22 protein-coding genes and 1 pseudogene are annotated in these 23,023 nt (G+C 70.9%); 7 read left to right on the forward strand and 16 right to left on the reverse strand.

Annotation, left to right across the window (positions count from 1 at the left end; translation table 11 throughout):
• The first annotated feature begins 247 nt into the window (after window positions 1-247).
• Window positions 248-721, forward strand: a complete 474-nt coding sequence (locus tag QWU11_RS01130; RefSeq protein ID WP_290103045.1) for an aldo/keto reductase — start codon at window positions 248-250, stop codon at window positions 719-721.
• Between the two features lie 196 nt (window positions 722-917).
• On the opposite strand, the gene QWU11_RS01135 is transcribed toward QWU11_RS01130, so the two are convergent.
• The 7 genes and pseudogenes from QWU11_RS01135 to QWU11_RS01165 form a co-directional block, all read right to left on the reverse strand.
• Window positions 918-1,355 carry an NUDIX domain-containing protein gene (locus QWU11_RS01135; protein ID WP_290103046.1) on the reverse strand — a complete coding sequence of 146 codons (438 nt, stop codon included), beginning with the start codon at window positions 1,353-1,355 and terminating at the stop codon, window positions 918-920.
• A gap of 19 nt (window positions 1,356-1,374) precedes the next feature.
• A complete protein-coding gene (gene tmk, locus QWU11_RS01140; protein ID WP_290103047.1) occupies window positions 1,375-1,992 on the reverse strand; it encodes a dTMP kinase in 618 nt (205 codons plus the stop codon).
• Window positions 1,989-3,455, reverse strand: a complete 1,467-nt coding sequence (locus tag QWU11_RS01145; RefSeq protein ID WP_290103048.1) for a radical SAM protein — start codon at window positions 3,453-3,455, stop codon at window positions 1,989-1,991. The genes tmk and QWU11_RS01145 overlap by 4 nt, the downstream gene beginning before the upstream one ends.
• On the reverse strand, window positions 3,439-4,215 hold the full coding sequence (locus QWU11_RS01150; protein WP_290103049.1) for a hypothetical protein: 777 nt from the start codon (window positions 4,213-4,215) through the stop codon (window positions 3,439-3,441). The genes QWU11_RS01145 and QWU11_RS01150 overlap by 17 nt, the downstream gene beginning before the upstream one ends.
• Window positions 4,212-4,448 (reverse strand): hypothetical protein, encoded by a 237-nt coding sequence (locus QWU11_RS01155; RefSeq protein ID WP_290103337.1) that lies wholly within the window; start codon window positions 4,446-4,448, stop codon window positions 4,212-4,214. Before QWU11_RS01155 ends, QWU11_RS01150 begins: the two co-directional genes overlap by 4 nt.
• A pseudogene (locus QWU11_RS01160) lies at window positions 4,446-4,625 on the reverse strand (helix-turn-helix domain-containing protein); the annotation flags it as partial. The gene QWU11_RS01155 and the pseudogene QWU11_RS01160, both read right to left, overlap by 3 nt.
• Window positions 4,626-4,641: 16 nt before the next feature.
• A complete protein-coding gene (locus tag QWU11_RS01165; RefSeq protein ID WP_290103050.1) occupies window positions 4,642-5,088 on the reverse strand; it encodes a hypothetical protein in 447 nt (148 codons plus the stop codon).
• A gap of 190 nt (window positions 5,089-5,278) precedes the next feature.
• Here QWU11_RS01165 and QWU11_RS01170 point away from each other — a divergent pair, with 190 nt between their 5' ends.
• Window positions 5,279-6,445 carry a helix-turn-helix transcriptional regulator gene (locus QWU11_RS01170; RefSeq protein ID WP_290103051.1) on the forward strand — a complete coding sequence of 389 codons (1,167 nt, stop codon included), beginning with the start codon at window positions 5,279-5,281 and terminating at the stop codon, window positions 6,443-6,445.
• Between the two features lie 12 nt (window positions 6,446-6,457).
• Entirely contained in the window at window positions 6,458-7,174 is a 717-nt protein-coding gene (locus QWU11_RS01175; protein ID WP_290103052.1) for a 5-formyltetrahydrofolate cyclo-ligase, read from the forward strand.
• 3 nt (window positions 7,175-7,177) lie between these two features.
• On the opposite strand, the gene QWU11_RS01180 is transcribed toward QWU11_RS01175, so the two are convergent.
• From QWU11_RS01180 to QWU11_RS01190, 3 genes are read right to left on the reverse strand one after another with little or no spacing between them, the layout of a single operon-like run.
• The gene (locus QWU11_RS01180) at window positions 7,178-10,423 is read right to left on the reverse strand and encodes an error-prone DNA polymerase (RefSeq protein WP_290103053.1); all 3,246 of its coding nucleotides are present in this window, start codon (window positions 10,421-10,423) and stop codon (window positions 7,178-7,180) included.
• Between the two features lie 12 nt (window positions 10,424-10,435).
• A complete protein-coding gene (locus QWU11_RS01185; protein ID WP_290103054.1) occupies window positions 10,436-11,965 on the reverse strand; it encodes a DNA polymerase Y family protein in 1,530 nt (509 codons plus the stop codon).
• A complete protein-coding gene (locus QWU11_RS01190; RefSeq protein WP_290103055.1) occupies window positions 11,962-12,609 on the reverse strand; it encodes a hypothetical protein in 648 nt (215 codons plus the stop codon). Before QWU11_RS01190 ends, QWU11_RS01185 begins: the two co-directional genes overlap by 4 nt.
• A gap of 132 nt (window positions 12,610-12,741) precedes the next feature.
• On the opposite strand from QWU11_RS01190, the gene QWU11_RS01195 reads away from it, so the two are divergent.
• Together QWU11_RS01195 and QWU11_RS01200 are read left to right on the forward strand one after the other, a co-directional pair.
• The gene (locus QWU11_RS01195) at window positions 12,742-13,089 is read left to right on the forward strand and encodes a PadR family transcriptional regulator (protein WP_290103056.1); all 348 of its coding nucleotides are present in this window, start codon (window positions 12,742-12,744) and stop codon (window positions 13,087-13,089) included.
• Window positions 13,090-13,111: 22 nt separating this feature from the next.
• On the forward strand, window positions 13,112-14,170 hold the full coding sequence (locus QWU11_RS01200) for a hypothetical protein (RefSeq protein WP_290103057.1): 1,059 nt from the start codon (window positions 13,112-13,114) through the stop codon (window positions 14,168-14,170).
• Between the two features lie 18 nt (window positions 14,171-14,188).
• On the opposite strand, the gene QWU11_RS01205 is transcribed toward QWU11_RS01200, so the two are convergent.
• The 3 genes from QWU11_RS01205 to QWU11_RS01215 form a co-directional block, all read right to left on the reverse strand.
• A complete protein-coding gene (locus QWU11_RS01205) occupies window positions 14,189-15,694 on the reverse strand; it encodes a Clp protease N-terminal domain-containing protein (protein WP_290103058.1) in 1,506 nt (501 codons plus the stop codon).
• Window positions 15,687-17,018, reverse strand: a complete 1,332-nt coding sequence (locus tag QWU11_RS01210) for a tetratricopeptide repeat protein (RefSeq protein WP_290103059.1) — start codon at window positions 17,016-17,018, stop codon at window positions 15,687-15,689. The genes QWU11_RS01205 and QWU11_RS01210 overlap by 8 nt, the downstream gene beginning before the upstream one ends.
• 277 nt (window positions 17,019-17,295) lie before the next feature.
• Window positions 17,296-18,057 (reverse strand): class I SAM-dependent methyltransferase, encoded by a 762-nt coding sequence (locus tag QWU11_RS01215; protein WP_290103060.1) that lies wholly within the window; start codon window positions 18,055-18,057, stop codon window positions 17,296-17,298.
• A gap of 71 nt (window positions 18,058-18,128) precedes the next feature.
• Here QWU11_RS01215 and QWU11_RS01220 point away from each other — a divergent pair, with 71 nt between their 5' ends.
• A complete protein-coding gene (locus tag QWU11_RS01220) occupies window positions 18,129-18,680 on the forward strand; it encodes a CGNR zinc finger domain-containing protein (protein ID WP_290103061.1) in 552 nt (183 codons plus the stop codon).
• Between the two features lie 7 nt (window positions 18,681-18,687).
• Here QWU11_RS01220 and QWU11_RS01225 read toward each other — a convergent pair whose 3' ends face one another.
• The gene (locus QWU11_RS01225) at window positions 18,688-19,182 is read right to left on the reverse strand and encodes an anthrone oxygenase family protein (protein WP_290103063.1); all 495 of its coding nucleotides are present in this window, start codon (window positions 19,180-19,182) and stop codon (window positions 18,688-18,690) included.
• An 82-nt stretch (window positions 19,183-19,264) separates the two neighbouring features.
• On the opposite strand from QWU11_RS01225, the gene QWU11_RS01230 reads away from it, so the two are divergent.
• Complete coding sequence (locus tag QWU11_RS01230) at window positions 19,265-20,206, forward strand: AraC family transcriptional regulator (RefSeq protein ID WP_290103064.1); 942 nt, start codon at window positions 19,265-19,267, stop codon at window positions 20,204-20,206.
• Here the strand turns inward: QWU11_RS01230 and QWU11_RS01235 are convergent.
• Together QWU11_RS01235 and QWU11_RS01240 are read right to left on the reverse strand one after the other, a co-directional pair.
• Window positions 20,199-20,906, reverse strand: coding sequence for an HAD family hydrolase (locus QWU11_RS01235; RefSeq protein ID WP_290103065.1), 708 nt, complete (start codon window positions 20,904-20,906; stop codon window positions 20,199-20,201). The two genes, QWU11_RS01230 and QWU11_RS01235, sit on opposite strands and share 8 nt — an antisense overlap.
• A 1,053-nt stretch (window positions 20,907-21,959) precedes the next feature.
• Window positions 21,960-23,021, reverse strand: a complete 1,062-nt coding sequence (locus QWU11_RS01240; protein WP_290103066.1) for an SRPBCC domain-containing protein — start codon at window positions 23,019-23,021, stop codon at window positions 21,960-21,962.
• Window positions 23,022-23,023 lie beyond the last annotated feature (2 nt).

Raw genomic sequence — 23,023 nt, forward strand, 5'->3', positions numbered from 1 at the left:
AGACGAAAGGCACCACGATGAACGCATCCCCACGAGCGACGCGTACGGGCCGCGGGTCACGAATGAGCTGATCCGCGAAGCGCTGCACCCGTACCCGGAGTCGTTGTTCATCGCCACCAAGGTGGGGCGAGCCGCGACGCGCAGGGCGGCTGGCCCACGGCCCGGCAGCCCGAAGATCTGCGCAGGCAGGTCCACGAGAACCTTCTGTCCCTCGGGGTCGAGGCTCTCGATCTGGTGAACCTGCGGCATGGGCGATGCCGAAGGCCCCCGGCCCGAGTCTCTCGCGGAGGCGTTCGAGACGCTCGTCGACCTCCGGCAGGAAGGTCTGATCCGCAACCTCGGGGTCAGCAACGTCACCGCCGAGCAGGTCGCCGAGGCGCGCGGTATCGCGCCGATCGTGTGCGTGCAGAACATGTACAATCTCGCTCACCGCCACGACGACGACCTCATCGACCGGCTCGCCACCGACGGCATCGCCTACGTGCCGTTCTTCCCGCTCGGAGGGTTCACCCCGCTACAGTCCGAGGCCCTCTCGGGAGTCGCAGCCCGGCTGAGGGCGACGCCGATGTCCGTCGCGCTGGCCTGGCTGTTGCGGTGCTCACCGAACATCCTGCTCATCCCCGGCACATCGTCGACGGCGCATCTGCACGAGAACATCGCCGGCGCCGGACTCTCCCTCTCCAACGAGGACGCGGCCGAGTTGGACGGCATCGGCCACTGACCGGCACACGGGCCATGCCCCGGGGTCGATCGGCACGTGTGGCGCCACACCGGGCGCGGCGACAAGTACGTGACGGTGATCTCCAGCGGTCGTGGCGCGGCGGTATGGGCGGGGGCCCTCACGTACGCCGCCGACATCTTCACGTCCGGCGACCAGGACGTTCGTCTCGCCGGGCAGCCTCCCCATCGTCGCCGGTTCACCAGCCATGGGTCGAGTAGGGAGTGCCGGTCAGGTACGACCTGATCCCCGTGGCGGGATAGCCGATCGTGTTGGAGGGAAGCATCGAGGGGTCGCACCACAGGAGTTTGCCGCACTTGTGCGGCTCGGCGTTGAACGGTTCGCCCTGCCAGCGGCCGGTGGCGAAGAACATGCCGACACGGGCCAGGTCCGCGTGTTGCCGGTGGTGGACCACGGTGGCCAGGCGTAGGTCGGTTGGGTCGATGCGGATGCCGACCTCTTCACAGGCCTCGCGGGCCGCTCCGTCGCCGATGGTCTCGCCTTCGTCCAGGTGTCCGCTGGGCAGGTGGAGCATGCCGTCGCAGTAGCCGGTGCCTTGGCGTTCCAGGAGCAGGATCTCGGAGTTCCGTTCGAGGATGACGTGGACGTCGATGATCGACCGATAGCGCTCTGGCATTCGCCCTCCCAGGCCGGGGTCACTGGTGCGGGAGTGACCGTAGTGCCTGGATGGAGGCGGTGAGCCGTCGGGCGAGGAAATAGGCATGGTGGCGGGTGGAGTCGAACACGATCGTGTGCATTTGGTCGAGCGCGAGCATCGTGGCGATCTGGCGGTAACGCTCGAGTTCGGCGCGTGAGACCTCTGGATCGTCCTCGAACCGGCCATGTGAACCGCGGATCGCCAGGCGCCGCTGGAGTTCATCGGCGTCACAGGTCAGGATCACCGCCAGGTCGGGTCGTGGAGCGTGGGCGTTGATGTGGGTGATGAAGTCCTCCTCGACGCCGTCGAGGACCTGCAGGGCATAGGAGGAGGGGACGTACCGGTCACAGATGACGACCTTGCCCGCGTCGAGCGCCGGTTGAATTTCAGTCTGCAGGTGGTGGTAACGGTCGGCGGCGACAAGGCAGGCCAGGGCGTGACCGTGGAAGATCGCGGTGTTGTCTCGCGCCAGCTGACCGGCGGGGCCGCCGGAGGGTTCGGTGGTCGCGTGCACAGGAACGCCCACTGCGTTGAGTTGGCCGGTGACCAGGCTCGCGAGGGTGGATTTACCTGCGCCGCCGGGCCCGTCGAGCGTGACGAAGTAACCGCGGCTCATTTGGCGGTTCCTTTTCGCTCATGCTCCCGTTTTGACAGCTCCACGAGATGGCGGCGGATCTCCGCGGTCGTGGGTTCGCCGAACTGGATGCCGACCGAGAAGTTGAACTCATCGCGTTGGCGCATCGACTCATCCACCCCGTGGTCGGTGAGATCGACGGCGGTGTAGTTCAACAGTTGGGTGGTGGTGTAGCGACCTGTGGCGATAAGTCGTCCCCATTCCGGAGTGCCCGGGTAGGGGCGGAACTCGAAGACCGAGGAGCGGAAAGTGCCTGGGTGAGCGTCGGTGAGGTCCCAAAGCTGGTGGACGAGCCGGACGGTGTCGGCGAGCTCGGTACGGGTCTCGGTGGGGAACCCGAGGATGAAGTAGCCCTTGACGTTGATGCCGCAGGCGGTGAGCCGGGTAACGACCGAACGGATCATGTCGGGTGTGATCCGCTTGTCGATGTAGGACAGCATGCGTTCGCTACCGGATTCGATGCCGAGTGCGACCTCGCGCAGACCGTTGGAGACGAGCCTGTCTAGGGTGGGATCGTCCGCCCGGTGCAGGACGTTGATCCGCCCGGTCGCGTCCCACACTGCCCAACCGCCGACGTCCGCCCCGGTGAACGCGGTCATCATCTGATCGATGACGCGGCGAGCCCCGAGGAACAGGTCATCGACGAACCGGAACGCGGTGACACCATGCATTTCGCGGAGTTGATCCATCTCCCGCAGGATGCTGTGGGGGCCGCGGGTACGGATCACTACGTCGGGATTGGCGGAGACGGCTGCGCCGCAGAAGGAACAGTCATAGGGACACCCGCGTGCGCCGACCATGTTCGCTTCGATACGGCCCGCCGCCGGGTAAGGGTCCTGAGCCAAGAAGGCCCGGTCGACGAACGGCAGGCGGTCCACCTCCGGCGCGAGGTGGTGGCCTGCGCCGAAGCGGCCACCCGTCACGGGCTGGTTGAGGATCGGGTCGATCCACATGACCGAGGGAAGATCGGTGCGGTGGCGGTGATCGGCCAGCAGCTCTGCGACGCGTGTTTCGGCCTCGCCTAGGACCAGTGCTTTACATTGCCGCATGCGCGGGTCGGCCAGAATCGGGGTGGGCATTGCCTTGGCTTGATGTCCACCGGCCATGACCATGATTTGCGGATCCAGCCGGCCGGCGATGTCCGCCGAGATCTCATAGGTCGGCGCGAGTAGATTGAACCCGGCCCACCGGGGAGCCAGGTGATTGACGACACCGACGACATCGGTGACGGGGGTGCCGTGTGCTTCGGCGTCTAAGACACCGACATTGAATCCCTGTTGGGCGGCGTAGGTGGCGATATAGGCCATGCCGAGGACGGGCAGCGTGTAGTCGTTGACACGTGGTCGGGCGGCGTAGTCACGCAGCGGCGCGTTGACGAACACGCAGTCGAGCGGGCGGGTAAGGTCCGCTCCCAGGACCAGTGACGAGTCACGATGTGTTTCCATGATGTGCTCCCCAGGCCAGGGTGAACAGAGTGAGGGCTCCCAGTTGGTCACCGCAGACGCGTCGCCATCTGGTAGCGAAGTCGCTTTCTTTGGTGGGCCAGTCGACGTCGGGAGCGGCCAGTGCCGCCCACTTGCGGACGGCGAGGTCTCCATGGGGGTAGAGCGTCCAGTCGTGGGTGAAGTCCGCGGTGGCGGCGCCGGCCGTCCATCGGCCGACCCGAGACACGGTCTGCAGCTCTTCCACCAACTGTGCAGGCGGGAGCTCACGCCACTTCGCCCCCTGCTCGAGATAGGCGGCAGCCGCGGCCTGAAGTGGGCGGCGTTTGAACGACAACCCGAGCACGCTGAACGCCTCCTCCGGCAGGTCCGCGACGGTGCCCGCATCAGGCATCAGGTGGAGCTCGCCGTGCGAGGTCGCGACAGGCTGACCGTGAGCGATGCGGAACCTTAGATGCAGGGCGCGGGCTTGGTCAGCACGGATGACCTGCCTGATGATGGCCGTCGCCATGGCGTCCCACAGATCGTGGGTAGGCCACCGTGCTACAGCGCCGATCGCCGTGAGGTTGCGCTTCAGCGAGGCGGGAACTGAGGGTGCAAGCGACGGCAATTCGACCACATCTGGTTCCAGCGGAGCCGGTCCGTGTAGGCGCCAGTCGTCGCCCGTGACAACCGCCATGCTCTGCGAAGGCGGGGGAAACGCCCGGAGCCAGAGGCCGTTCACCAAGGTCCATGCTGGGTGCTCATGCATCACGATCGTCATGGGCTCATCGTCTCTTCACCACCTCGTCCAGGGGCGGGTTCGCCATCACCGTGTACGAATTTTCTTCCGCCCCTGGACCTCAGGGGCGTACGTCTTTGCAGAATGTGGCGCATGGCGCCGTAGCCGTAGTCGAACTTCTCGGCGACGAGGCGAATGCTCCAGCCCTGGTCATAGAGCCGTGCTGCGTCTTGCTCCAGCGTCTCCTGATCGGCGTCGATTCCGACAGGGTCCATGAGCGCTCGGATCTGTGCCCATCGGTAGCGGCGGTGGCCGCCGACGGTCAGACTCGAGGGAAGTCTCCCGATACGCGCCCATCGCGCGATCGTCGTCGTTCTGACTCCGAAAATGTCTGCTACCTCCCTTGGCTTGAGTAAGAAGTCGTCGGGGAGATCGTTAAAGGGAAAAGGCACGAGTTTTTCAATCCGGTCAGAGGTGTGAGGTTGGGTTGCGCGTCGTTTGTTCGTTTGTGTCCGCCGTGTCATCCGAGGGTGAATCCTCGGGATCGCGGAGGCGAACGACCTTGACGATGCGGTCGGTTGCGAACTGGATGTCGCCGGCCGGACACAGGGCTTCGATCTGAGGTGGTGGGTCCGGTACGCCGCGTTCGCCCGAGCGCATACCGGGCCACACCCAGCACCAGGTCGGTCCACGCTCCTCGTCGTCGAGGAGCAGGACCTCCTGTGTCATCCCGGGGCTCATCAGCCTGCCGTGCGCATCCGTCCCGGCGACTCTAGGGTTCTTCACTGCCAGGACGGGCGGCCGCGCCGCGACCTCCAAGCCACGCTTCTCCAGTGCGCAGACGAGCCGGTCGACATGGGTTTCGGCGTCCGCCATGGTGGTCACCGTCTCGGCTGTGTCCGTCTGATCAGACACCGTTGTCCTCCGTCGGCCGTCGCTCGCTTCAGCGCTGAGGCGTGAAGTCAGCAAACCCTTTTGACCTGCGTAGACCCAACGGCGGAATGGTCACAGAGATGCCGCAGAACCGTTGCACAAAGTGGTCTGACCTGTGCGAACGGTGAGGAATGACTATCCTGGTGTGGCTGGTCGAGGAGAGGGCGCGGAGATGGCGAGCAAGCGCGTGCGGCTTGCCCGGAGCCGCAAAGCGGCGGGCTTCAGTCAGGAGAGGCTGGCCGAGCATCTAGGCGTGGAGCGTACGACTGTTGGGCGCTGGGAGTCCGCGGAGACTGAACCACACCCCTGGACGCGGCCGAAGCTGGCTCGTGCCTTGAAAATCACGGCTGATCAACTGCAGGAGTTATTAGACGATGTCGTCCAGGTGCAGAAACGGGGCAGCGAGCGCTTGTCTTACGTCCTGCAACATCCCTCCAGCGTCGATCTGGTCGCAGTGGCCTACCTCCACGAACGCGTCCGTGAGTTGGACCAGTCCTACGACCAGTCGCCTTCGACCGCGCTGCTGGGGCCGACCGGGCATGTCCACGGGCAAGTCGGCTATCTCCGCGAAAACGCCACCAACGCGCGGGTGAAAAAGGCGCTTTACGAGGTCGAGGCAGGATCGGCAACGTTGATGGGTCAATTGGTCTGGGATGTCAGCCAGAGACGTGATCTTCAGGGACCGAATCGCTACTTCGATGAAGCCGTGCGGGCCGCCAGGCTGGTTCGGGATCCGTGCGCCGAGTCCTATGCGGTGCTCCGAAAGAGCTATGTGGCCCTGTATGGCGAAAAAGACCCCGAGAAGGGGCTGATGCTGGCCGACGAGGCTGCCGAGGTCGCCAAGCTGTGCAGTCCGTCGCTCACCGGGTTAAGTCTTCTCCATGCAGCCGAGAGTCATGCCATTACCGGCAGGCTCAAGGAAACGGAAGATGCGCTGAGGAAAGCCGAGGCCCAGTTCGAACGGATCGACGGGGACGACGTCGCGTCCGAGCACTACACGATCAACGAGTTCAACCGGCTGGTCGGCTCGTGCTACCTCTTCCTCGATCTACCGGATCGGGCTGAGCCGATCCTTCAGTCGACCGTCCAGGCTCTGAGTGCCAAGAAGAAGAGCCAGTCCATCGCGCTGGCCAACCTCACGTTGAGTCTCATCCGCCAACGTAAGTTGGACGAGGTGGTGGTGACCATGCACCGGACCATCGACGCCGTGGAACAGACCCGCGGCGGTGGTGGGCTGAGCCTGGCCTTCGCCGCGGGCCGGGAACTGCGGCAGTGGCACGGCGAGGCCTGGGTACGAGATATCCACGATCGCCTCCTTTCCCTGATGGCCGCCGTCTAGAGAGAGGTTCACGTGGGAATCGACCAGGACAAGCAGGTGGTCCGTGACAAGGCGTGGCGTCTGCTCGACCGTGAAGGTGTCGTGCCCGGGAATTCGTATGGGAAAATCCCGGCTTTCAGCGGTGCTGAACTCGCCGCCGAGCGACTGGCCGGAACACCTGAGTGGGGACGTGCGGTAACGATCAAGGCCAACCCTGACTTCGCGCAGTTGCCGGTGCGGGTTCGTGCGCTGAATGACGGCAAGCTTGTCTACATGGCCGTGCCGAAGATCGCCGGTGAACAGCCGTTTTTCTTGCTCGATCCCACGGACACGACGGTCGATCCTCGGCAGGCGGCGGAGAAGAGAAGCGCTGGACAGAACGCACCGCGCGTCGGTATCGAGGAGATGCGGCCGATCGACATGGTCATCTGCGGGAGCGTGGCGGTGAACCGCTCGGGTGCGCGGCTGGGCAAGGGGGCGGGCTACTCCGACCTGGAAGTCGCGTTGCTCGTCGAAGCGGGTCTGGTGACCTCGCAAACCGTCATCGTCGCGCCTGTGCATCGGCTCCAAGTCATCGACGACGTGATCCCGGAGACGACGCACGACTTCAGCGTGGACCTCATCGTGACGCCCGAACAGGTGATCCGCTGCGGCAATCCACGGCGGCCTGAGGGCATCATCGGGGAGGCGCTGAAGGAAGAGCAGATCACCACCATTCCGCTGCTCTCGAAGCGGCGCGCCTCGCGGTAGCGGTCAGCGGAAGTCGCGGCTCTTGCTCATCGTGGTCACTGGGAGGCGCTGCAGGCGGGTGGCGACCAGGTTGGCCGCGCCCTCGTGGCGTTCGAGGTGGGCGTGGACGAGCATCGCCTGGGCCTGGAAGGCCATCGTCCGGTAGCGCTCCCAGACCTGGGGGCGGCAGATGACGTTGGCCATGCCGGTCTCGTCCTCCAGGTTGAAGAAGATCACTCCGCCTGCCGTTCCCGGGCGCTGGCGGTGTGTCACCACGCCCGCGACCAGCACGTTCGTGTCGCCCGGCACCTCCTTCAGCGCCTCCAGCGACGTCACGCCGCGTTCGTCCAGCAGCCCCCGTACGTGGGCGATCGGGTGCAGTCCCGAGGTTCCGGTGGCCCACAGGTCGGCGATGGTCTCCTCGATCGGGGTCATCGCCGGGAGTTCGGGCGCGGTCGTGCCCGGGGTGGTGCCCGGCAGGAGTTCGGCCCGCCAGGAGCGGGAGGCCGGCGCGGCGCCCCGGGACAGCGCGCCCGCGGCCCACAGTGCCTCGCGGCGGCCGAGGCCGAAGCAGCCGAACGCGCCCGCGGTGGCGAGTGCCTCCACCGCCGGGGTGGGCAGCGGTACCCGGCGGACCAGGTCCTCCAGGCTCTCGTACGGCCGTCCGGCGGCGATCCGCGCAGCGCCGTCCGCGCCGAGGCCCCGCACGTACTCCAGGCCCACCCGTACCGCGGGCTGCGCCGAATCAGGGGAGTGCGGTGCGTCCCCCGCCGCGGCGTACGGCTCCTCCAGCGTCGCCTGGTCCGCGCTCGCGTTGACGTCCACGCCCAGGACGCGTACGCCGTGCCGGCGGGCGTCGCCGATCAGGGTCTGGGGGCTGTAGAAGCCCATCGGCTGGTTGCGCAGCAGCGCCGCGGTGAACGCCGCCGGATAGTGCCGTTTGAGGTACGCGCTGGCGTAGACGAGGTGGGCGAAGCTCTGGGCGTGGGACTCGGGGAAACCGAAGCTGGCGAAGCCGAGGATCTTCCCGTACACCTCCTCGGCGATGGCGCCGGAGATGCCGCGTTCGGCCATGCCGCTCAGCAGCCGGTCGCGGAGGCGCTCGATGCGCTCGGGCGCGCGCTTGGCGCTCATCGCCTGCCGTAGCGCGTCCGACTCCGCCGGGCTGAACCCGGCGCAGTCCACGGCGAGCTGCATCATCTGCTCCTGGAACAGCGGCACGCCCATGGTCCGCGTGAGGGCGCCCCGCATCAGCGGGTGCGGGATGTCGGGCGGCTCCTGGCCGTTGCGGCGGCGGAGGTACGGGTGGACCGAGCCGCCCTGGATCGGGCCGGGCCGGATCAGCGCCACCTCCACGACCAGGTCATAGAACCGGTCGGGCTTGAGCCGGGGCAGCGTGGCCATCTGGGCGCGCGACTCCACCTGGAACACCCCGACCGTGTCGGCGTCGCGCAGCATGGCGTAGACGTCCGGGTCCTCGGGCGGGATGTTCTGCAGGTCGAAGCGGCGGTCGTGGAAGCCGGCCACGAGGTCGAACGTGTCGTGCAGCGCCGACAGCATGCCCAGCCCGAGCAGGTCGAACTTGACCAGCCCCTCGGCGGCGCAGTCGTCCTTGTCCCACTGCAGCACGGTACGGCCCGGCATCCGCGCCCACTCGACCGGGCAGACCTCGCCGATCGGACGGTCGCAGATGACCATGCCGCCCGAGTGGATGCCGAGGTGGCGGGGGAGGCGCTGCATCCGGTCGGCCAGCTCGGTGACCGACTCCGGGATGCCGTCCGGCGGCAGCGGTTCCTGCGGAGAGAGCTGCCGGGACCAGGCGTCCTGCTGACCGGGGGAGAAGCCGAGGGCGCGCGCGGCGTCGCGTACGGCCATGCGCGGCCGGTAGCTGATCACGTTCGCGACCTGCGCGGCGCGGTCCCGGCCGTACTTCTCGTAGACGTGCTGGATGACCTCCTCGCGTCGGCGGTGCTCGATGTCGAGGTCGATGTCGGGCGGCCCGTCGCGCCCCGGCGACAGGAACCGCTCGAACAGCAGGTTGTGCCGTACGGCGTCGACGCCGGTGATGCCGAGTGCGAAGCAGACCGCGGAGTTGGCCGCCGAGCCGCGGCCCTGGCACAGGATGTCGCTGTCGCGGCAGAACTCCACGATCTCCTGCACGATCAGGAAGTAGCCGGGGAAGCCGAGCTGGTCGATGACGCCCAGCTCGTCGTCGATCTGCCGGTACGCCTTGCGCGCCCGCCGGCGGGGGCCGTACCGCTCGGCGGCGCCCTCGGCGACGAGGTGCCGCAGCCAGGTCGACTCGGTGTGCCCCTCGGGGACGAGCCAGTCCGGCAGGTCCGGCGCGACCAGCCTCAGGTCGAAGGCGCAGGCCCTGGCCAGCTCGACCGTACGCTCGACGACGCCGGGGAAGCGCGCCATCCGCGCCCGCATCTCCTCCGCCGACCGCAGGTGCGCGGTGCCCGTGGCGGGCAGCCAGGACACCATGTCATCCAGCCCGCGCCGGGCGCGTACGGCGGCGAGCGCCTCGGCGAGCGGGGCGTCCTTCGGCGCGGCGTAGTGCACGTTGTTGGAGGCGACAACGCCGATCCCCTCGCGTTCGGCCAGGTCGTACAGGGCGTCGTTGCGCGCGTCGTCCAGCGGCTGGTCGTGGTCGATCAGCTCGGCGTAGACGTTCGGGCGGCCGAACAGCTCGATGAGCGTGTGGAGCCCGCCGTCCTCCCGCCCCAGGCCCTTGCGGCAGCCGGTGAGGATCGCCCAGTGCCCGTCGTGCGCGTCCGCCAGCTCCGCGAGGTCGTAGACGGGCCGGCCCTTCTCTCCGCCGGCGAGCTGGGCCCGGGTGATCGCGCCGCTCAGCCGCCCGTACCCCTCGACGTCGCGGGCCAGCACCAGCAGGTGCCGCCCGCCGGGGTCGGGCTCGCCCGGCCCGGCGGGCAGGGTGAGGCTCAGCTCGGCGCCGAAGATCGTACGGACGCCCGTCCCCTTGGCGGCCTCCTTGAGCTGTACGGCGCCGTACATGCCGTCGTGGTCGGTGACGGCCACGGCCTCCACGCCGAGCCGGATCGCCTCGTCGACCAGCTCGCGCGGGCTGGAGGCGCCGTCGAGGAAGCTGTAGGAGGAGTGGCAGTGCAGCTCGGCCCAGCCGCCGGCGTCCGCCCGCGCCCGTGGCCGTACGCGCTCCGGCGGAGGCTCCGGGGCCGGCTCGCGCGACCCCCACGACAGCTTCCGTTCGAACTCCCACCAGGGGATGTCCGGGTTGTTCCAGCCCATGGCCCCTCCTTCTCAGGCGTATCCGGCCTCGGCGTACCAGCGGCCGCCCTCGACGACGAGCAGGTGGGCCCCGCCGTCGTCGGTGACCACCTGGAACCGGGCACGGCGTCGCGTACGGGCCGGGTCCCACCAGCGCTCGCGGGCCGGCCACGGGCCCGTCCACGCGGTCACCCCCAGGCGGCGCCCGGCGATCTCGACGTGCCGCGGCGGCGCCGACACCGCGCAGCGGGCGTCCACCGTGACGGGTGCGCCGCCGGCGTCGGTCACCGCGGCGGGCAGCGGCTCGCGGTGGACGGTGGACGGCGGCGGGTCGGGGATCCTTCCCGGCCACGGCCCCGCGGCGGCCTCGGCCGGGGGCAGGTCGCCGAAGGGCACCCGGACGACGTGCTCCGCGGGGCCGCGCCCGCCGGCGGGGTACGGGCGGGTGATCGCCTGGTGGCCGAGCATGGCCTGGACCCGCGCGGCGGCGCGGGCGACGCGGTCGGAGACCGAGGTCCCGCCCCACAGGGCCTCCTGGTGGCCGTCGTCGGCGACGAGCTGGTCGGGCAGGAGCCGCAGCAGCGCGACGCCGCCCTCCCCCTCCTCGTCCCTGGTCTCCCACGACGAGAGCTGCCAGCGGACGCGCTCGGCGACGGCGAGGGCGGACAGCGCCCCATCGTGCCGCCACAGGCGGGTGAGGGTACGCCCGTCGGCGCCGGTCACCTCGATCCCGAGGCGTACGCAGGTCAGGGCCTCGGCGGCGAGCGCCGCGTGCAGGCGCTCGGCGAGGGACTTGGCGGCGAAGATGACCTGTTCGGCGGCCGCGGCGGGCGGGTCGAACTCCGCCGTCACGCTGAGGTCGGCGAGCGGCGCGCGCGGCGCCGGCGGCCGGGGGGACAGCCCGCGGGCCAGCCGGTGCGCCCGTACCTCGTCCGCTCCGAAACGCCCCGTCACGTCCCGTGCCGGCAGCGCCGCGAACGCCCCGAGCGTGCGGACGCCGAGCCGGACGAGCAGGCCGGCGAGCTCGGGCCGGCCGAGCACGCTCACGGGGTACGGGGCGAGGAAGGCGGGCGTGCCGCCCTCGGGCACCACGAGGCCGCCCTCGCCGGCACGGGCGGCCAGCTCCGCCGCGAACAGGCCGTCGGCGACGCCCGCGCCGCAGTCGAAGCCGAGCTCGACCACGGTGTCCTGCACGTGGACGCGCAGGGACTCCTCGTCGGAGGCGCCGCCGCCGTGGAAGCGGGCCGCGCCGTGCGCGGGGATCGCGCAGACCCCGGGCCGTACGATCTCCACCCAGGGCGTGACGCCCGAGACGGCCACCGCCACCGACTCGAAGCGCCGCCCCTCGGCGTCGGGGTCACGGTCACGGACCTCAAGGCCGGGACAGTGCCGCTGCGCGTCGCGCACCCGCTGCCCGCGCCGTACGCCCGACGCCCGCGCCGCCGCCGAACACGCCTCGACCAGGGCCCCGGAGACCACGGCGGCCGGTGTGGCGGCGTCCATCCCGAGCGCGGTGATCGGCCAGTCGGGACACCACACCACCAGGGCCCGCGCGGCGGTCATCCGGCCACCGCGATCGTCCGGGTCCCGGCCGCGACCTCGGCCGGGCGGAGGGAACCGTCCGGGCCGGGCAGCCAGAGCCAGGCCCGCCGTCCGGGCCCGGCCGCCCCGCGCCCGGAGGAGACCACCAGGGCCTGGCGTCCGCGCAGGTGCCCGGTGCCCGCGCCGAGCCCGGACCAGCGGCTCGTCTCGACGTGGAGCCGGAGGTGCGCGCCCTCCCACGGCCCGGTCACGACCAGGGCGCAGCCGTTGCGGCGGGCCAGCGCGGTCAGCCTCCGCGTCACCTGCGGCGCGGGCCGGTCCGGCGGCCGGGTGAGCACCAGCGCGCAGCCGTCGGTCAGCGCGGCGACGACGTCGGCCCATCGCGGGCCGGGCTCGTCGACGAGCAGCACCCGCGTGGGGTCGCCGCCCATCGACATGGCGGCGGCGAGATGCGCCTCGGGCAGCCCGACGACGGCGCACCACCGCTCCCCGAGACCGGCCGTCAGCGCCAGCGCCAGGGCGGCCGAACCCTCGACGGCGGTGATCGTCCCGGGGCGCAACCCGCCCTCGGGCACCACGTCGTGCAGTACGGGGGGTACGGGAATCAGCACAGGGGGTGGCAGAGGCGCCAACCCGTGCGTGACCTGCGCTGATAGTTCGCCCACGCCGACCATCATCGAACATGAGTTCGACCGAAATCAAGTCGAGGTGCGCCTGATTCGTCACCTTTGAGGCTGTGGCACTCCGCCGGTGACCATCACTTGCTCATATAAAGATCGTCGGTATATAACGTTGGTATGAGTAAGGCCATGCAGGAACCCACGTTCCTGATCCTGACCGCGCTGGCCGACGGGCCGCAGCACGGGTACGGGATCATCTCCGACGCCGAACGGATCTCCGCCGGGCGCACCCGCCTGCGCGCGGGCACCTTGTACGCGGCGCTGGACCGGCTCCAGTCCGATGGGCTGATCACCGCCGACCGCGAAGAAATCGTGGACGGCCGGCTACGCCGCTACTACCGGCTGACCGATGACGGCGCCGCCGCCCTGGCGGCCGAGGTCGACGCGCTCCGCCGCCGTACCGAGGCCGCCGCCCGCCGCCTCGCCTCCCTCACGCGCCTGGACCGCGGCGCATCCCCCGCCTGATCGACCTCCCGGAAGGACCGCGTTGAGCACGCTCGAGGACCGTTACCGCCGCCTGCTGGCCTGGTATCCCGCCGACCATCGGTCGGACCATGAGCAGGAGATGCTGGGTGTACTGCTGGCCGGAGCACGTCCCGGCCAGGCCCGCCCCTCTGCCGCCGACACCTTCGACCTGCTGCGCGGCGCCGTCCGGGTGCGTCTGCGCAGAGCCGTCAGTGCATCCGATGCCCCGGGCTGGCCTGCCGCCACCGCCATCGCCGGGTTCCTGGCCGCCCTCCTGCTCGTCGCGGACGGCCTGCGATTCGCCGTCGAGATGCCCCAAGCCGTATCCCAATTCGCCGATACACGAGCACACAGCTCCTTCTCCCTGCCGCACCTGCTGGCCTTCTACTTCGGCCCCGCTCCCTACTGGCTGGCCTGGCTCACCATCGCGGTCCTGGCCTGGCGCGGCGGCCGACGTCCCGCCACGCTCGCCGCGTGTACGGTCACCGCCGCCCAGCTCCTGCTCGCCCTCTACGGGACGGGCACGACGATGTGGGGGTCGTCCTATTCCGTGGTCCTGGCGAACATCTCCCTGCCGCTCGCGCTCGTGGTCACCGCCTCGCTGCTGGCGTCCCCGGGCCCCCGCCACGGCGCGGAACTCCTCGGCCGCCGTGCGATCCTCGGAGCGGCGGCCACGGCCGCCATCCTCGTCGCACTGACCACGTCGCCGCTGTTCAGCCTGCTCTTTCCCACGCCGACCTTTCCTGCGACACCCGAGTCGTTGCACGCCTTCCTGAGCCGGGGGCACCGGTGGAACGTGCTGCAACTGGTCGCCTTGCTGACGATCGCCGTCCTCCTCCTCGTCGTCTTGGCCCGCACCTACGAGGGCCGGCGCGCCTGCGCCCTGCTGGCCTTCCCGGCCGCCCCCGTGATCGCCAGGTGCGGACAGGCGGTCGCCAGCGGAACCATCGACGGCAGTGCCAGCGTCTCCCGCCTGCTGGTCGACGGCCTCGTCGGCTTCGCCCTGGTCATGCTCTGCGTCCGCCTCGCCGAAATCCCGTCCAGAAACCGCACCGGCGACCGCGAGCGGCACCCCGCCTGACGGGCCGGGCGCCGTGGGTCAGCTCATCGCCCAGATCTCCGCGTCGTGGTGCGTCGCCGGTGCCGAGGCGTCCCGCCGCCTCCCCGGCTGTTCGCCGGAGCCGCCCGAGATGATCGCGAGCGCGTCGGCCACGTCGGACTCGTCCACCCTCGCGGCCGCGGCGAGTCCGGCCGTCTCCATGTCCTTCCGCTCGCGCGTCAGCTTCTTCATCGTGTCGAGAAGCGCCGCCGCCCGTACGAAGTCCTGGGAGTCGATGTAGAACTCCTTCTCCCGGCGGGCGGCGGCGATCCTCTGGTCCAGGTCGCGTAACCCGGGGTCCGTCGTCGCGCGCATGTGGACCTGCGCCCCCGTCAGGTCGAGAAGGTCGATCGCCTTTCCGGGCATCGGCCGGTCGGGGAGGTGCCTCCCGGCGAGGCGGGCGACCGCTTCGAGGGCGGCGTCGGTGAACTCCACCTGGTGGTGGGCCTGGTAGCGGCAGCGGAGGGCCTTGAGGATCTCCAGGGTGTCCGCGATCGTCGGCTCGGCGACCTGGATCGCCTGGAACCGGCGTTCGAGGGCCGCGTCGCCCCGCAGGTAGTGGCGGTGTTCGGCCGGTGTCACCGTGGCGATGACGCGTACCTCGCCCCGGAGGAGCATCGGCTTCAGGATCGAGGCGGCGTCCATCGCGTCTTCCGTTGCGCTCGCGCCGGTCAGGGTCTGGACGTCCTCCACGAAGACGACGATGTCCTCGTGCCTGCCGATCTCGGCCTGGATGACCTCCTGCTGCCTCCTGAGGTCGACCGGCCGGGAGCCGTTCCGGAGAGTTCCCAGTTCGAGGGCGTGGATCCGCACGCCCCGCAGGGGCGACGGCACCTGGGAGCCGGCGATCTTGTGCGCGACCCCCCTGGCCACGGCCGTCTTTCCCACACCGTGCTCGCCGATGAGCATCGCGCTGTTCCTGGTGCGGAGCATCAGGACCCGCATGACGCGCTTGATCTCCTCCTCACGCCCGATGACCGGATCGAGCCTGCCCTCGGACGCGGCCCGGGTCAGGTCGCGGCCGAACTGCCCGAGCACGAGAGCGTCCGGCCGGACCGCTTCCACGACCGGGTGCCCGCCCAGTAACTGGATCATCTGTGCCCGCACCCGGCCCGGGTCGGCGCCCAGCTTCGCCAGGATCCGGACGCCCGCGCCCTCTCCCTCGCCGATCAGCCCGAGCAGGATGTGCTCGGGCTCGATGTCGTCGTGGGCGAGCTCCCGCGCTTCGCGCAGCGAGAGGTCGAGGGCCTTCTTGGCCTGCGGGCTGAACGGGATGTGGCCCGCGAACGGCTGCCGCTCCGGTTCGGCGATCTCGTGGACCTGCGCGCGTGCGGCCTCGACGCCGACGCCGAAGTACTCCAGGGCCTTGGCGGCCACACCCCCGCGCTCATGGAGGAGACCCAGGAGGAGGTGTTCGGTGCCGGTGCGGCCGGCCCCGAGCAGCCTGGCCTCTTCCTGGGCCGCGACGACGGCCTGCCGTGCGCGGCCGGTGAACCTCTCATACATCGGTGCCCCCGGATCGCCGGCTCAGTAAGGCGTCGAGATCGCTCCGCGCGCGCCGGGTGTGCGGATGATCGGGGGCCAGGGTGCGTTCCCGCGTCGCGATCACCTCGCGGAGCAGCGCGGACGCCTCGTCCAGGTCGCCGGTCAAGGTAAGGTTGCGGGCCAGCATGTGCCCCGTGCGCAGCGTGTCCGGGTCCTCCGGGCCGAGGATCCGCCGGCGGTCGGGCAGCAGGACCCGCAGGAGGGCGACGGCCTCGTCCCGGTGGCCGGCCTCCCCGAGGTTGACGGCCAGGAACTGGCGGGTCCGCAGCGTGTCCGGCTCGGCCTCGGCGCCGCGCCGCCGTAACTGTTCCGCGAGGAGTTCCCGCAGCATCGCCGCGCCTTCCAGGGGGTCGCCCGCACCGCCCAGGCCGTGGGCCAGGAACTGCCGGGTACGCAGGGTGTCAGGGTGGCCGGGTCCCAGCACGCGCGTCTGCTCGGCCAGGATCACGCGGAGCAGCTCGACGGCACCCGCCCAGTCGCCGCCTTCGCCCAGCGCGATGGCCGCGGCCTGGCGCTCCAGCAGGAGCGGCACCGCCGTCGCCGCGTACGCCCGGTTGCGTGCGAACGCGAGCAGCTCGGCGGTGCGCGTGCAGCGCTTCTGGGGCTCTGACAGGCCCTCCGCCTTCATGGTGACCCGAAGGTGGAGGTACAGGTCCTCGATCGTGAACAACTCGGGCCCGTCGGCGACGCCCTCGCGGAGCAGGCGGAGCAGCCGGCCGGTGAACGCGGTGTGCTCCTCGCCGGGGAGGATCAGCGCCACCTGGTCGCGCTGCGCGGAGGCGAGCACGTAGGTGCCCTCGACGTCGATCTGGCCCATCATCGCGGTCACCGGATCGGCCATCGCGTCGGTGGTCACCCGGCCCGAGAAGCAGCAGTCCAAGATGATGATCTTGGTGGCGGCCGGGCTGTCCAGCACCGCGTTGCGCAGCTTGTCGTACTCCAGCGAGCTGAACTCCGGATCGCCCCACTCGCTTTCCGGCAGCGCTAGGTACAGGTCGTGCCGCCGGCCGCCCACCAGGCCGTGACCGGTGTAGGAGACGAGGAGGAGGTCGCCGGCCTGCCTGGCCGAGGCCCGGAGCTCCCGGCCGATCAGGCGGAGATCGCCTTCGTCCATCAGCACGGTGCAGTGGGATTCGGGGACCAGCCCGTAGTCCGGATCGGTCAGGGCCGCCGCGAGATCGCCGACGGTCCTGCCGACCGCCGGGAGGTTCGGCAGCTTCTCGTCGTCATAGGCACCGGCGCCGATGAGTACGACACGAGAGCGTTGCGGGTCCGGGACGTGCACGACCACTCCTCAGAAATCCCGCCGCCGGGCGCCCGGCGTACCGGAGCATTCACCCTGTTCGGTGTCCACGGCGGAAACGTGCCCCCTCCGCCGCGACACCGGCCTGGTCCGAGCCCCAAGTCTGATGGTCGCGGCGGGGAGACGTACGCCTTTCGTGACATTTCCAAGAGCATCGGCACATCGTCGCTATCGGCTTTTCCTCAAGGAGCTTTCGATATCCAGGTTTCGGTCCTTAATTAGGGTCCTAAACGACGCGTTCTTAGCCTTTCGTACGGCGTCAGGCCGTGCGGAGGGCGCAGAGGACGCGGTTGTTCCCGTGCTGCCAGATCGTGCCCACCTCTCCGAAGCCCGCCTCGCGGAGGGCGGCGGCGTGCTCGGCCAGGCGGGTGGACTCCGAGCCGTGGTGGGCGGCGGCCTCGGAGCGGGCGGCGATCAGGTCGGACAGCGCGGGGTCGGCGGCGGCCGCGTCCCACCACTGCCGCCAGTCCTCCGGCCCGTCGTCGCCGAACCTTCGGCGCGTGGCGCGCTCGGTCAGCGCGCGTTCGAGCCGGGACAGGCCCGGCGTCGAGGCGTCGAGGTTGTCGCCGTTCAGGAACAGCCCGCCCGGCCGGAGCGCCGTGGCGAGTTCGGTGTACGCCGCGCGCAGGGCGTCCGGGGAGAGCCAGTGCAGCGCGGTGGTGCTCACGGCCACGTCCGCCGGGCGGTCCAGGTCGAGTGCGGACGCCCAGCCGGGGGTCCGCAGGTCCAGGTCGGCGAACCGCAGCTCCCGCCGGCCGGGGTGGGCGCCGCGGCCCAGCGCGAGCAGCAGCGGGTCGGTGTCGATCGCCACGACCGTGGCCCGCGGCAGACGGTCGAGGATCCGGGCGGACAGGGAGCCCGGACCGCAGCCGAGGTCGAGGACGAGAGGGTCGGGGCGGCCCGCGCCCGCCTCGACCGCGTCGATCAGGGCGGTGAAGCGTTCCTCGCGGTCGGGGACGTAACCCTCCTGCTGGCGGTCCCACCGGGTGATCCACGTCTGTGCCACCGTGGTCGTGAGCATGAGCGGCTCCTGTAACTGTCGTCTATGATTTCGACAGTCACAAAATAAGGTGAGCGGGTGTAACTGGTCAAGTGAACTTCAACAGTCACACGGATCTGGCGGTCGGCCTGGCCGTACGTACGGTGAACACGCTCACCCCCGGTGAGCAGCGCGGCCGGCCGTACGCCCCGCCGGAGGGCAAGGCGCGGCACGACGTCCTGCTCGAGATGGGCATGGGCGACCTCGACGACCGCGACGCCTCCGTGCTCACCGAACTGGCCGCCGAGCTGCGCGTCGTCTTCGCCTCCGTCGCGGAGGGCGACATCGACGCCGCGGCCCACCAGATCAACCATCTCCTGGAGGTCACCCGGGCCCGCCCGCACCTGAACCGGCACGACGACGAGCCCTGGCACCTGCACTTCCACGGTACGGGCGGGACCGTCTCGGCCGACTGGGTCGCCGGCCTCGCCACCGGCCTGGCGGTCGTCCTCGGCAGTGAGTTCCACGAGCGCCTGGGCGTCTGCACGGCCCCGCACTGCGACCGCGTGTACGTCGACACCTCGCGCAACGGCACCCGCCGCTTCTGTTCGACCGCCTGCCAGAACCGCGTCAAGACCGCTGCCTTCCGCGCCCGCGGCCGGTGAGCCCGCATCAGGCCTGGCGCCCCCAGACGAACATCCCCAGGCCGGCCAGGACCATGCTGAACAGGGAGGACACCGTACGGAGGTGGTTCCACGCGGTCCAGCGGGACGAGTAGTCCGCCCAGACGCGGGCCGCCTCGCCGGCCGAGGGGCGCGCGGCGTCGAGCGCGTCGTTCATCGGGATGTTGACCGCGAAGCTCGGCACGAGCGCGCCCAGGACGTACACCGCCCCCGCGAGGAGGAACACGACGCCCGCCGTACGCTGCCCCAACACGAGGAGCAGGACGCCCGTCACGGCCGCCGCGACCGGCGAGAGGAGGAAGGCCGTGAGGAACAGAGCGTTCTGGATCTTGTCGTTGATGCCGCGCATGGCGGCGATGGCCTGCTCGGGCCCGATCGCGTCGAGTCCCATCATCACGGACACGGAGTAGGCGAAGAAGACGCCCGCGACGGCGCCGGTCAGGAGCAGTGTGGTGGTGGCGGACAGGCCGGCCAGAATCCTCATGCCGACCAGTGAAGTCCCGCCCGCCGGGCGGGGCCATCCGCGAGAGGCTCAAGGGGATGTCCGTGCGTCTAGGGTGAGGCCAATGGACGCACTCGCGAGCCTGCTGGACGGGCCGAGAGCCCGCGGCGCGTTTCTTCTCCGGTCGATCCTGCGGCCGCCCTGGGGGCTGCGGATCGAGGACCGGGCGCCGCTCACGGTGGTGTCCGTCGTACGGAGCGAGGCGTGGGTGCTGCCCGGCGACGGCGAGCCCGTACGCCTGCGCCCGGGCGACGTCGCGGTGATCCGCGGCCCGGACCCGTACGTCGTCGCCGACGACCCGGCCACGCCGCCGCGCGTGGTGATCCACCCGGGCCAGCACTGCACGACGCCGGAGGGGGAGTCCCTTTCGGAGGCGATGGCGCTCGGCCTGCGGACGTGGGGCGACCGGGACGGCGTCGCCACCCTGTTCACCGGCACGTACCAGCTGCACGGCGAGATCGGCGACCGCCTGCTGCGGGCGCTGCCCGCCCTGATCGTGCTCCCGGCCGACGCCTGGGACGCCTCGCTGCTGCCGTTGCTCGACGAGGAGCTGAACCGCGACGTCCCAGGTCAGGAGGCCATCCTCGACCGGCTGCTCGACCTGCTGCTCACCGCCGTGCTCCGGGCGTGGTTCTCCCGCCCGGAGGCCGAGGTGCCGGGGTGGTACCGCGCCCAGGGCGACCCGGTGGTCGGCCCGGTGCTGCGGACCCTCCACGAGGACCCGGCCGGCCCGTGGACCGTCGCGAGCCTGGCGGCGCGGGCGGGCGTCTCACGCGCCGCGCTGGCCCGGCGCTTCACCGGCCTGGTCGGCGAGCCGCCGATGACCTACCTCACCGGCCTGCGCCTGGCCCTGGCCGCCGACCTGTTGTGCGAACCGGAGGCCACGCTGGGCGCGGTCGCCCGCCGGGTCGGCTACGGCAGCGCGTACGCGCTGAGCGCCGCCTTCAAGCGCGAACGCGGGGTCAGCCCGCGGGAGCACCGCAGCGCCGTCGCCGGCCTCAGATGACGCCGGCGGCGGTGAGCATCGCCGAGAAGCCGTCGGGCCGCTCCTGTACGGGAAGCGGGTCCACGAAGAACGTCCGGATGCCGACCGCCTCGGCGCCCCCGTCGGCCGGGCGGCTGTCGCCGACCATGAACGTACGGCCGGGCTCACCGCCCACCCGCGCGCACGCCTTGTGGAAGATCGCCGGGTCCGGCTTCTGGCACCCTTCCTCGTAGGACAGCAGGATGGCGTCGACCAGGTCGGCGACGCCGTGCGCGGCCAGCACGCGGCGGTTGTCCCAGCCGATGTTGCTGACCACGGCCGTACGTATCCCGTTGCGTGAGAGGGCGGCGAGGGCCGGCAGGGTGTCCGGGTACGGCGCCCATTCCTCGGGCCGGGTACACCGCTCGTAGACGGCGTCGGCCAGCTCGGGCCAGGGCCAGCCGGAGTTCTTGATCAGCCAGGTGTAGGAGCCACGGTGCGCGGCGGGATCGAGGTCCCGCCGCTCCCAGGTGGCCCGGATCTCGTCGGGGATGACCGCCGGGAAGTGCCCGCCGGGCAGCCCGCCGGACTCCTCCAGCCGCCGCGCCCACGCTGTGATCTCCGAATCCAGCAGCCCGACACCGGCGTCGGCGAGCACGGCCGCGACCCTGCGCTCGGGCGGCTCGGCCCGCATCAGCGTCCCGGAGAAGTCGAACAACACGGCGTCCACAGGCTCAGACATGAACGTGGACCCTACCGCTCGCCGCCGACCACCCCCTGAACCCCGGCCGGGCCCGGGAACAGCGAGACCGAGGCCCTTGGGGGAGGGGCGCGTCCGGGAGGTTCCGCGAAGTGGCTGGTGGGAGCGGTCGGCGACGAGACCGCGCGGGCATCGGCGCGCGCTGCGGCCTCGGCCGGCGGCCCCTTCGCGCGACAGGCCGTGTGACGAGCACCTCACGCCCGCGCGCGTGAGGGAACCGCCGGGTAACCTCGTAGGTCGCGAGCGCGCCACCCTCACGCCCGTGCGCGTGAGGGGGTCGGCGTGGCCGCGGTAGCACCCGGAGAATTTCACGATCGTCACGCCCGCCCGCCCGTGCGCGTGAGGGGCGGGCGGGTCCTCGCCAGGGCTCGCGGTGACGTCTCGGCCAGCGGTTCCCGAGGGTCTCGCCGGCGACGCGCTCCCGGCCGCCAGGGCGGACAACACCACCCGACCGCCGCCCCCGCGTGCCGGAGACCAAGGTGTCGTATGCGGGACCGCGGACCGCGGACCGCGGGCCGTAGACCGGAGACCGGAGACCGGAGACCGGAGACCGTGCGCCGGAGACCCGAGTTGGGTGCCCGCTGTGGTCGCCGCGTGGCATCGGCCGTGTGGCCCTCGGACCGGCGAAGCCTTGCGACGCCCCTGGGGCACGTGGGCCACGGTCATGTGCGGGCGTGACGTCGGCGCGTGACGGGCGTGCCGGGCCGTTCCGATCGTTCGGGGTGCGACAGCGCCGCCAGGTCCCGGCCGTGCAGGCGGGCCGGTGATCGGGATGCTCGCCGAGAGTGCCGAGAGCCGAGAGTGCCGAGAGCCGAGAGTGCCGAGAGCCGAGAGTGCCGAGAGCCGAGAGTGCCGAGAGCCGAGAGTGCCGAGAGCCGAGAGTGCCGAGAGAGCTGCGAGGGCGGGGCATGTCGCGCCGTGGCCCGGATGGAGCCGTCCCGGGCGCGTTCGGTGTCTGTGCTGGGTCCCTGAGGGCCGCCGTTACCGCCCCATCGGCCGGTCGGTGTGGGCCGGTGGGGCGGTGGTCCGGTTCGGTCAGGCGCTCTTGGAGCGGCCGCGCAGGCGGGCGAACAGGCGGCGGAAGATGCCGGCGATCATCACCTTCAGCAGCGTCGTGGCCTTGATGGCGCCCGCAGGTTCCGAGGACGCCGCGGGCGCGGGCTTCGTGGCCGGGGCGGGTTTCGTCGTGGCGGCGGCCGTCGCCGTCTCCGTCGTCGCGCCGGACGTCACGCCCGAGTCCGGGCCGGCCTCCTCCGCGCCGCCGGACGCGGTCTCCGTCGGTACGTCGGCCGGGGCTTCGGCCACGGTCTTCGACTTACCGCCGGTCGCGGCCGGGGGCTCTGCCGCCGTCTCCGGCTCGGCCTTCGGCGTGGCCGGGGACTCGGCGGCCGTCTCCGGCCCGCCTTCCGCCGCCGCCTCCAGCTTCTCCTCCGGTGCGGCCGGGGTCACCGGCGTGGCCGGGGACTCGGTGGCCTTGTCCGCTGACGTCTCCGCGGCGGCCTCCAGCTCGGCCTCCGGGGCGGCGGTCTTCGGCTCGCCGCCGGTGGCGGCCGGGGCCTCGGTCACCGTCTCGGGCCCGCCGGCCGGAGCGGCCCCAGCCGCGGCGGACGCGGCAGACGCGGCCTCCGCCTCGGCGGCCTCGGCGCTCTCGCCCTCGATGCGCTCCCGCACCCGTACCGCCAGGTCGTTGACCATGCGACCGGACACGTCCGCCATGATGCCCCGGCCGAACTGCGCCAGTTTGCCGGAGATCGTGAGGTCCGTCTTCAGCAGGACGTTCGACCCGCCGTCCTCCTTCGCCTCCACGCGCATCGTCGCGGTCGCCTTCGCCGTGCCCGACCCGCGGGCGTCCTTGCCCTCCGCGACCAGCACCGCGACCCGCGCCGCGTCGTCCTTCTCGGTGATCCTCGCGATCCCGGAGAACGCCGCCGTCACCGGGCCGAGCTTGATCTTCACCTTGCCGCGGTACTGGTCGTCGCCGAGGTCTTCGGTCAGCTCCGCGCCGGGAAAGCAGGTCGCCACATTGTGCGGGTTCTGCAGGAATTCGAACACCCGATCCGGGTCGGCATCGATGTCGAAGGAGTTCTCGATCAGCACTT

The sequence above is a fragment of the Actinomadura sp. DC4 genome, from assembly GCF_030406325.1.
Taxonomy (GTDB): Bacteria; Actinomycetota; Actinomycetes; order Streptosporangiales; family Streptosporangiaceae; genus Actinoallomurus.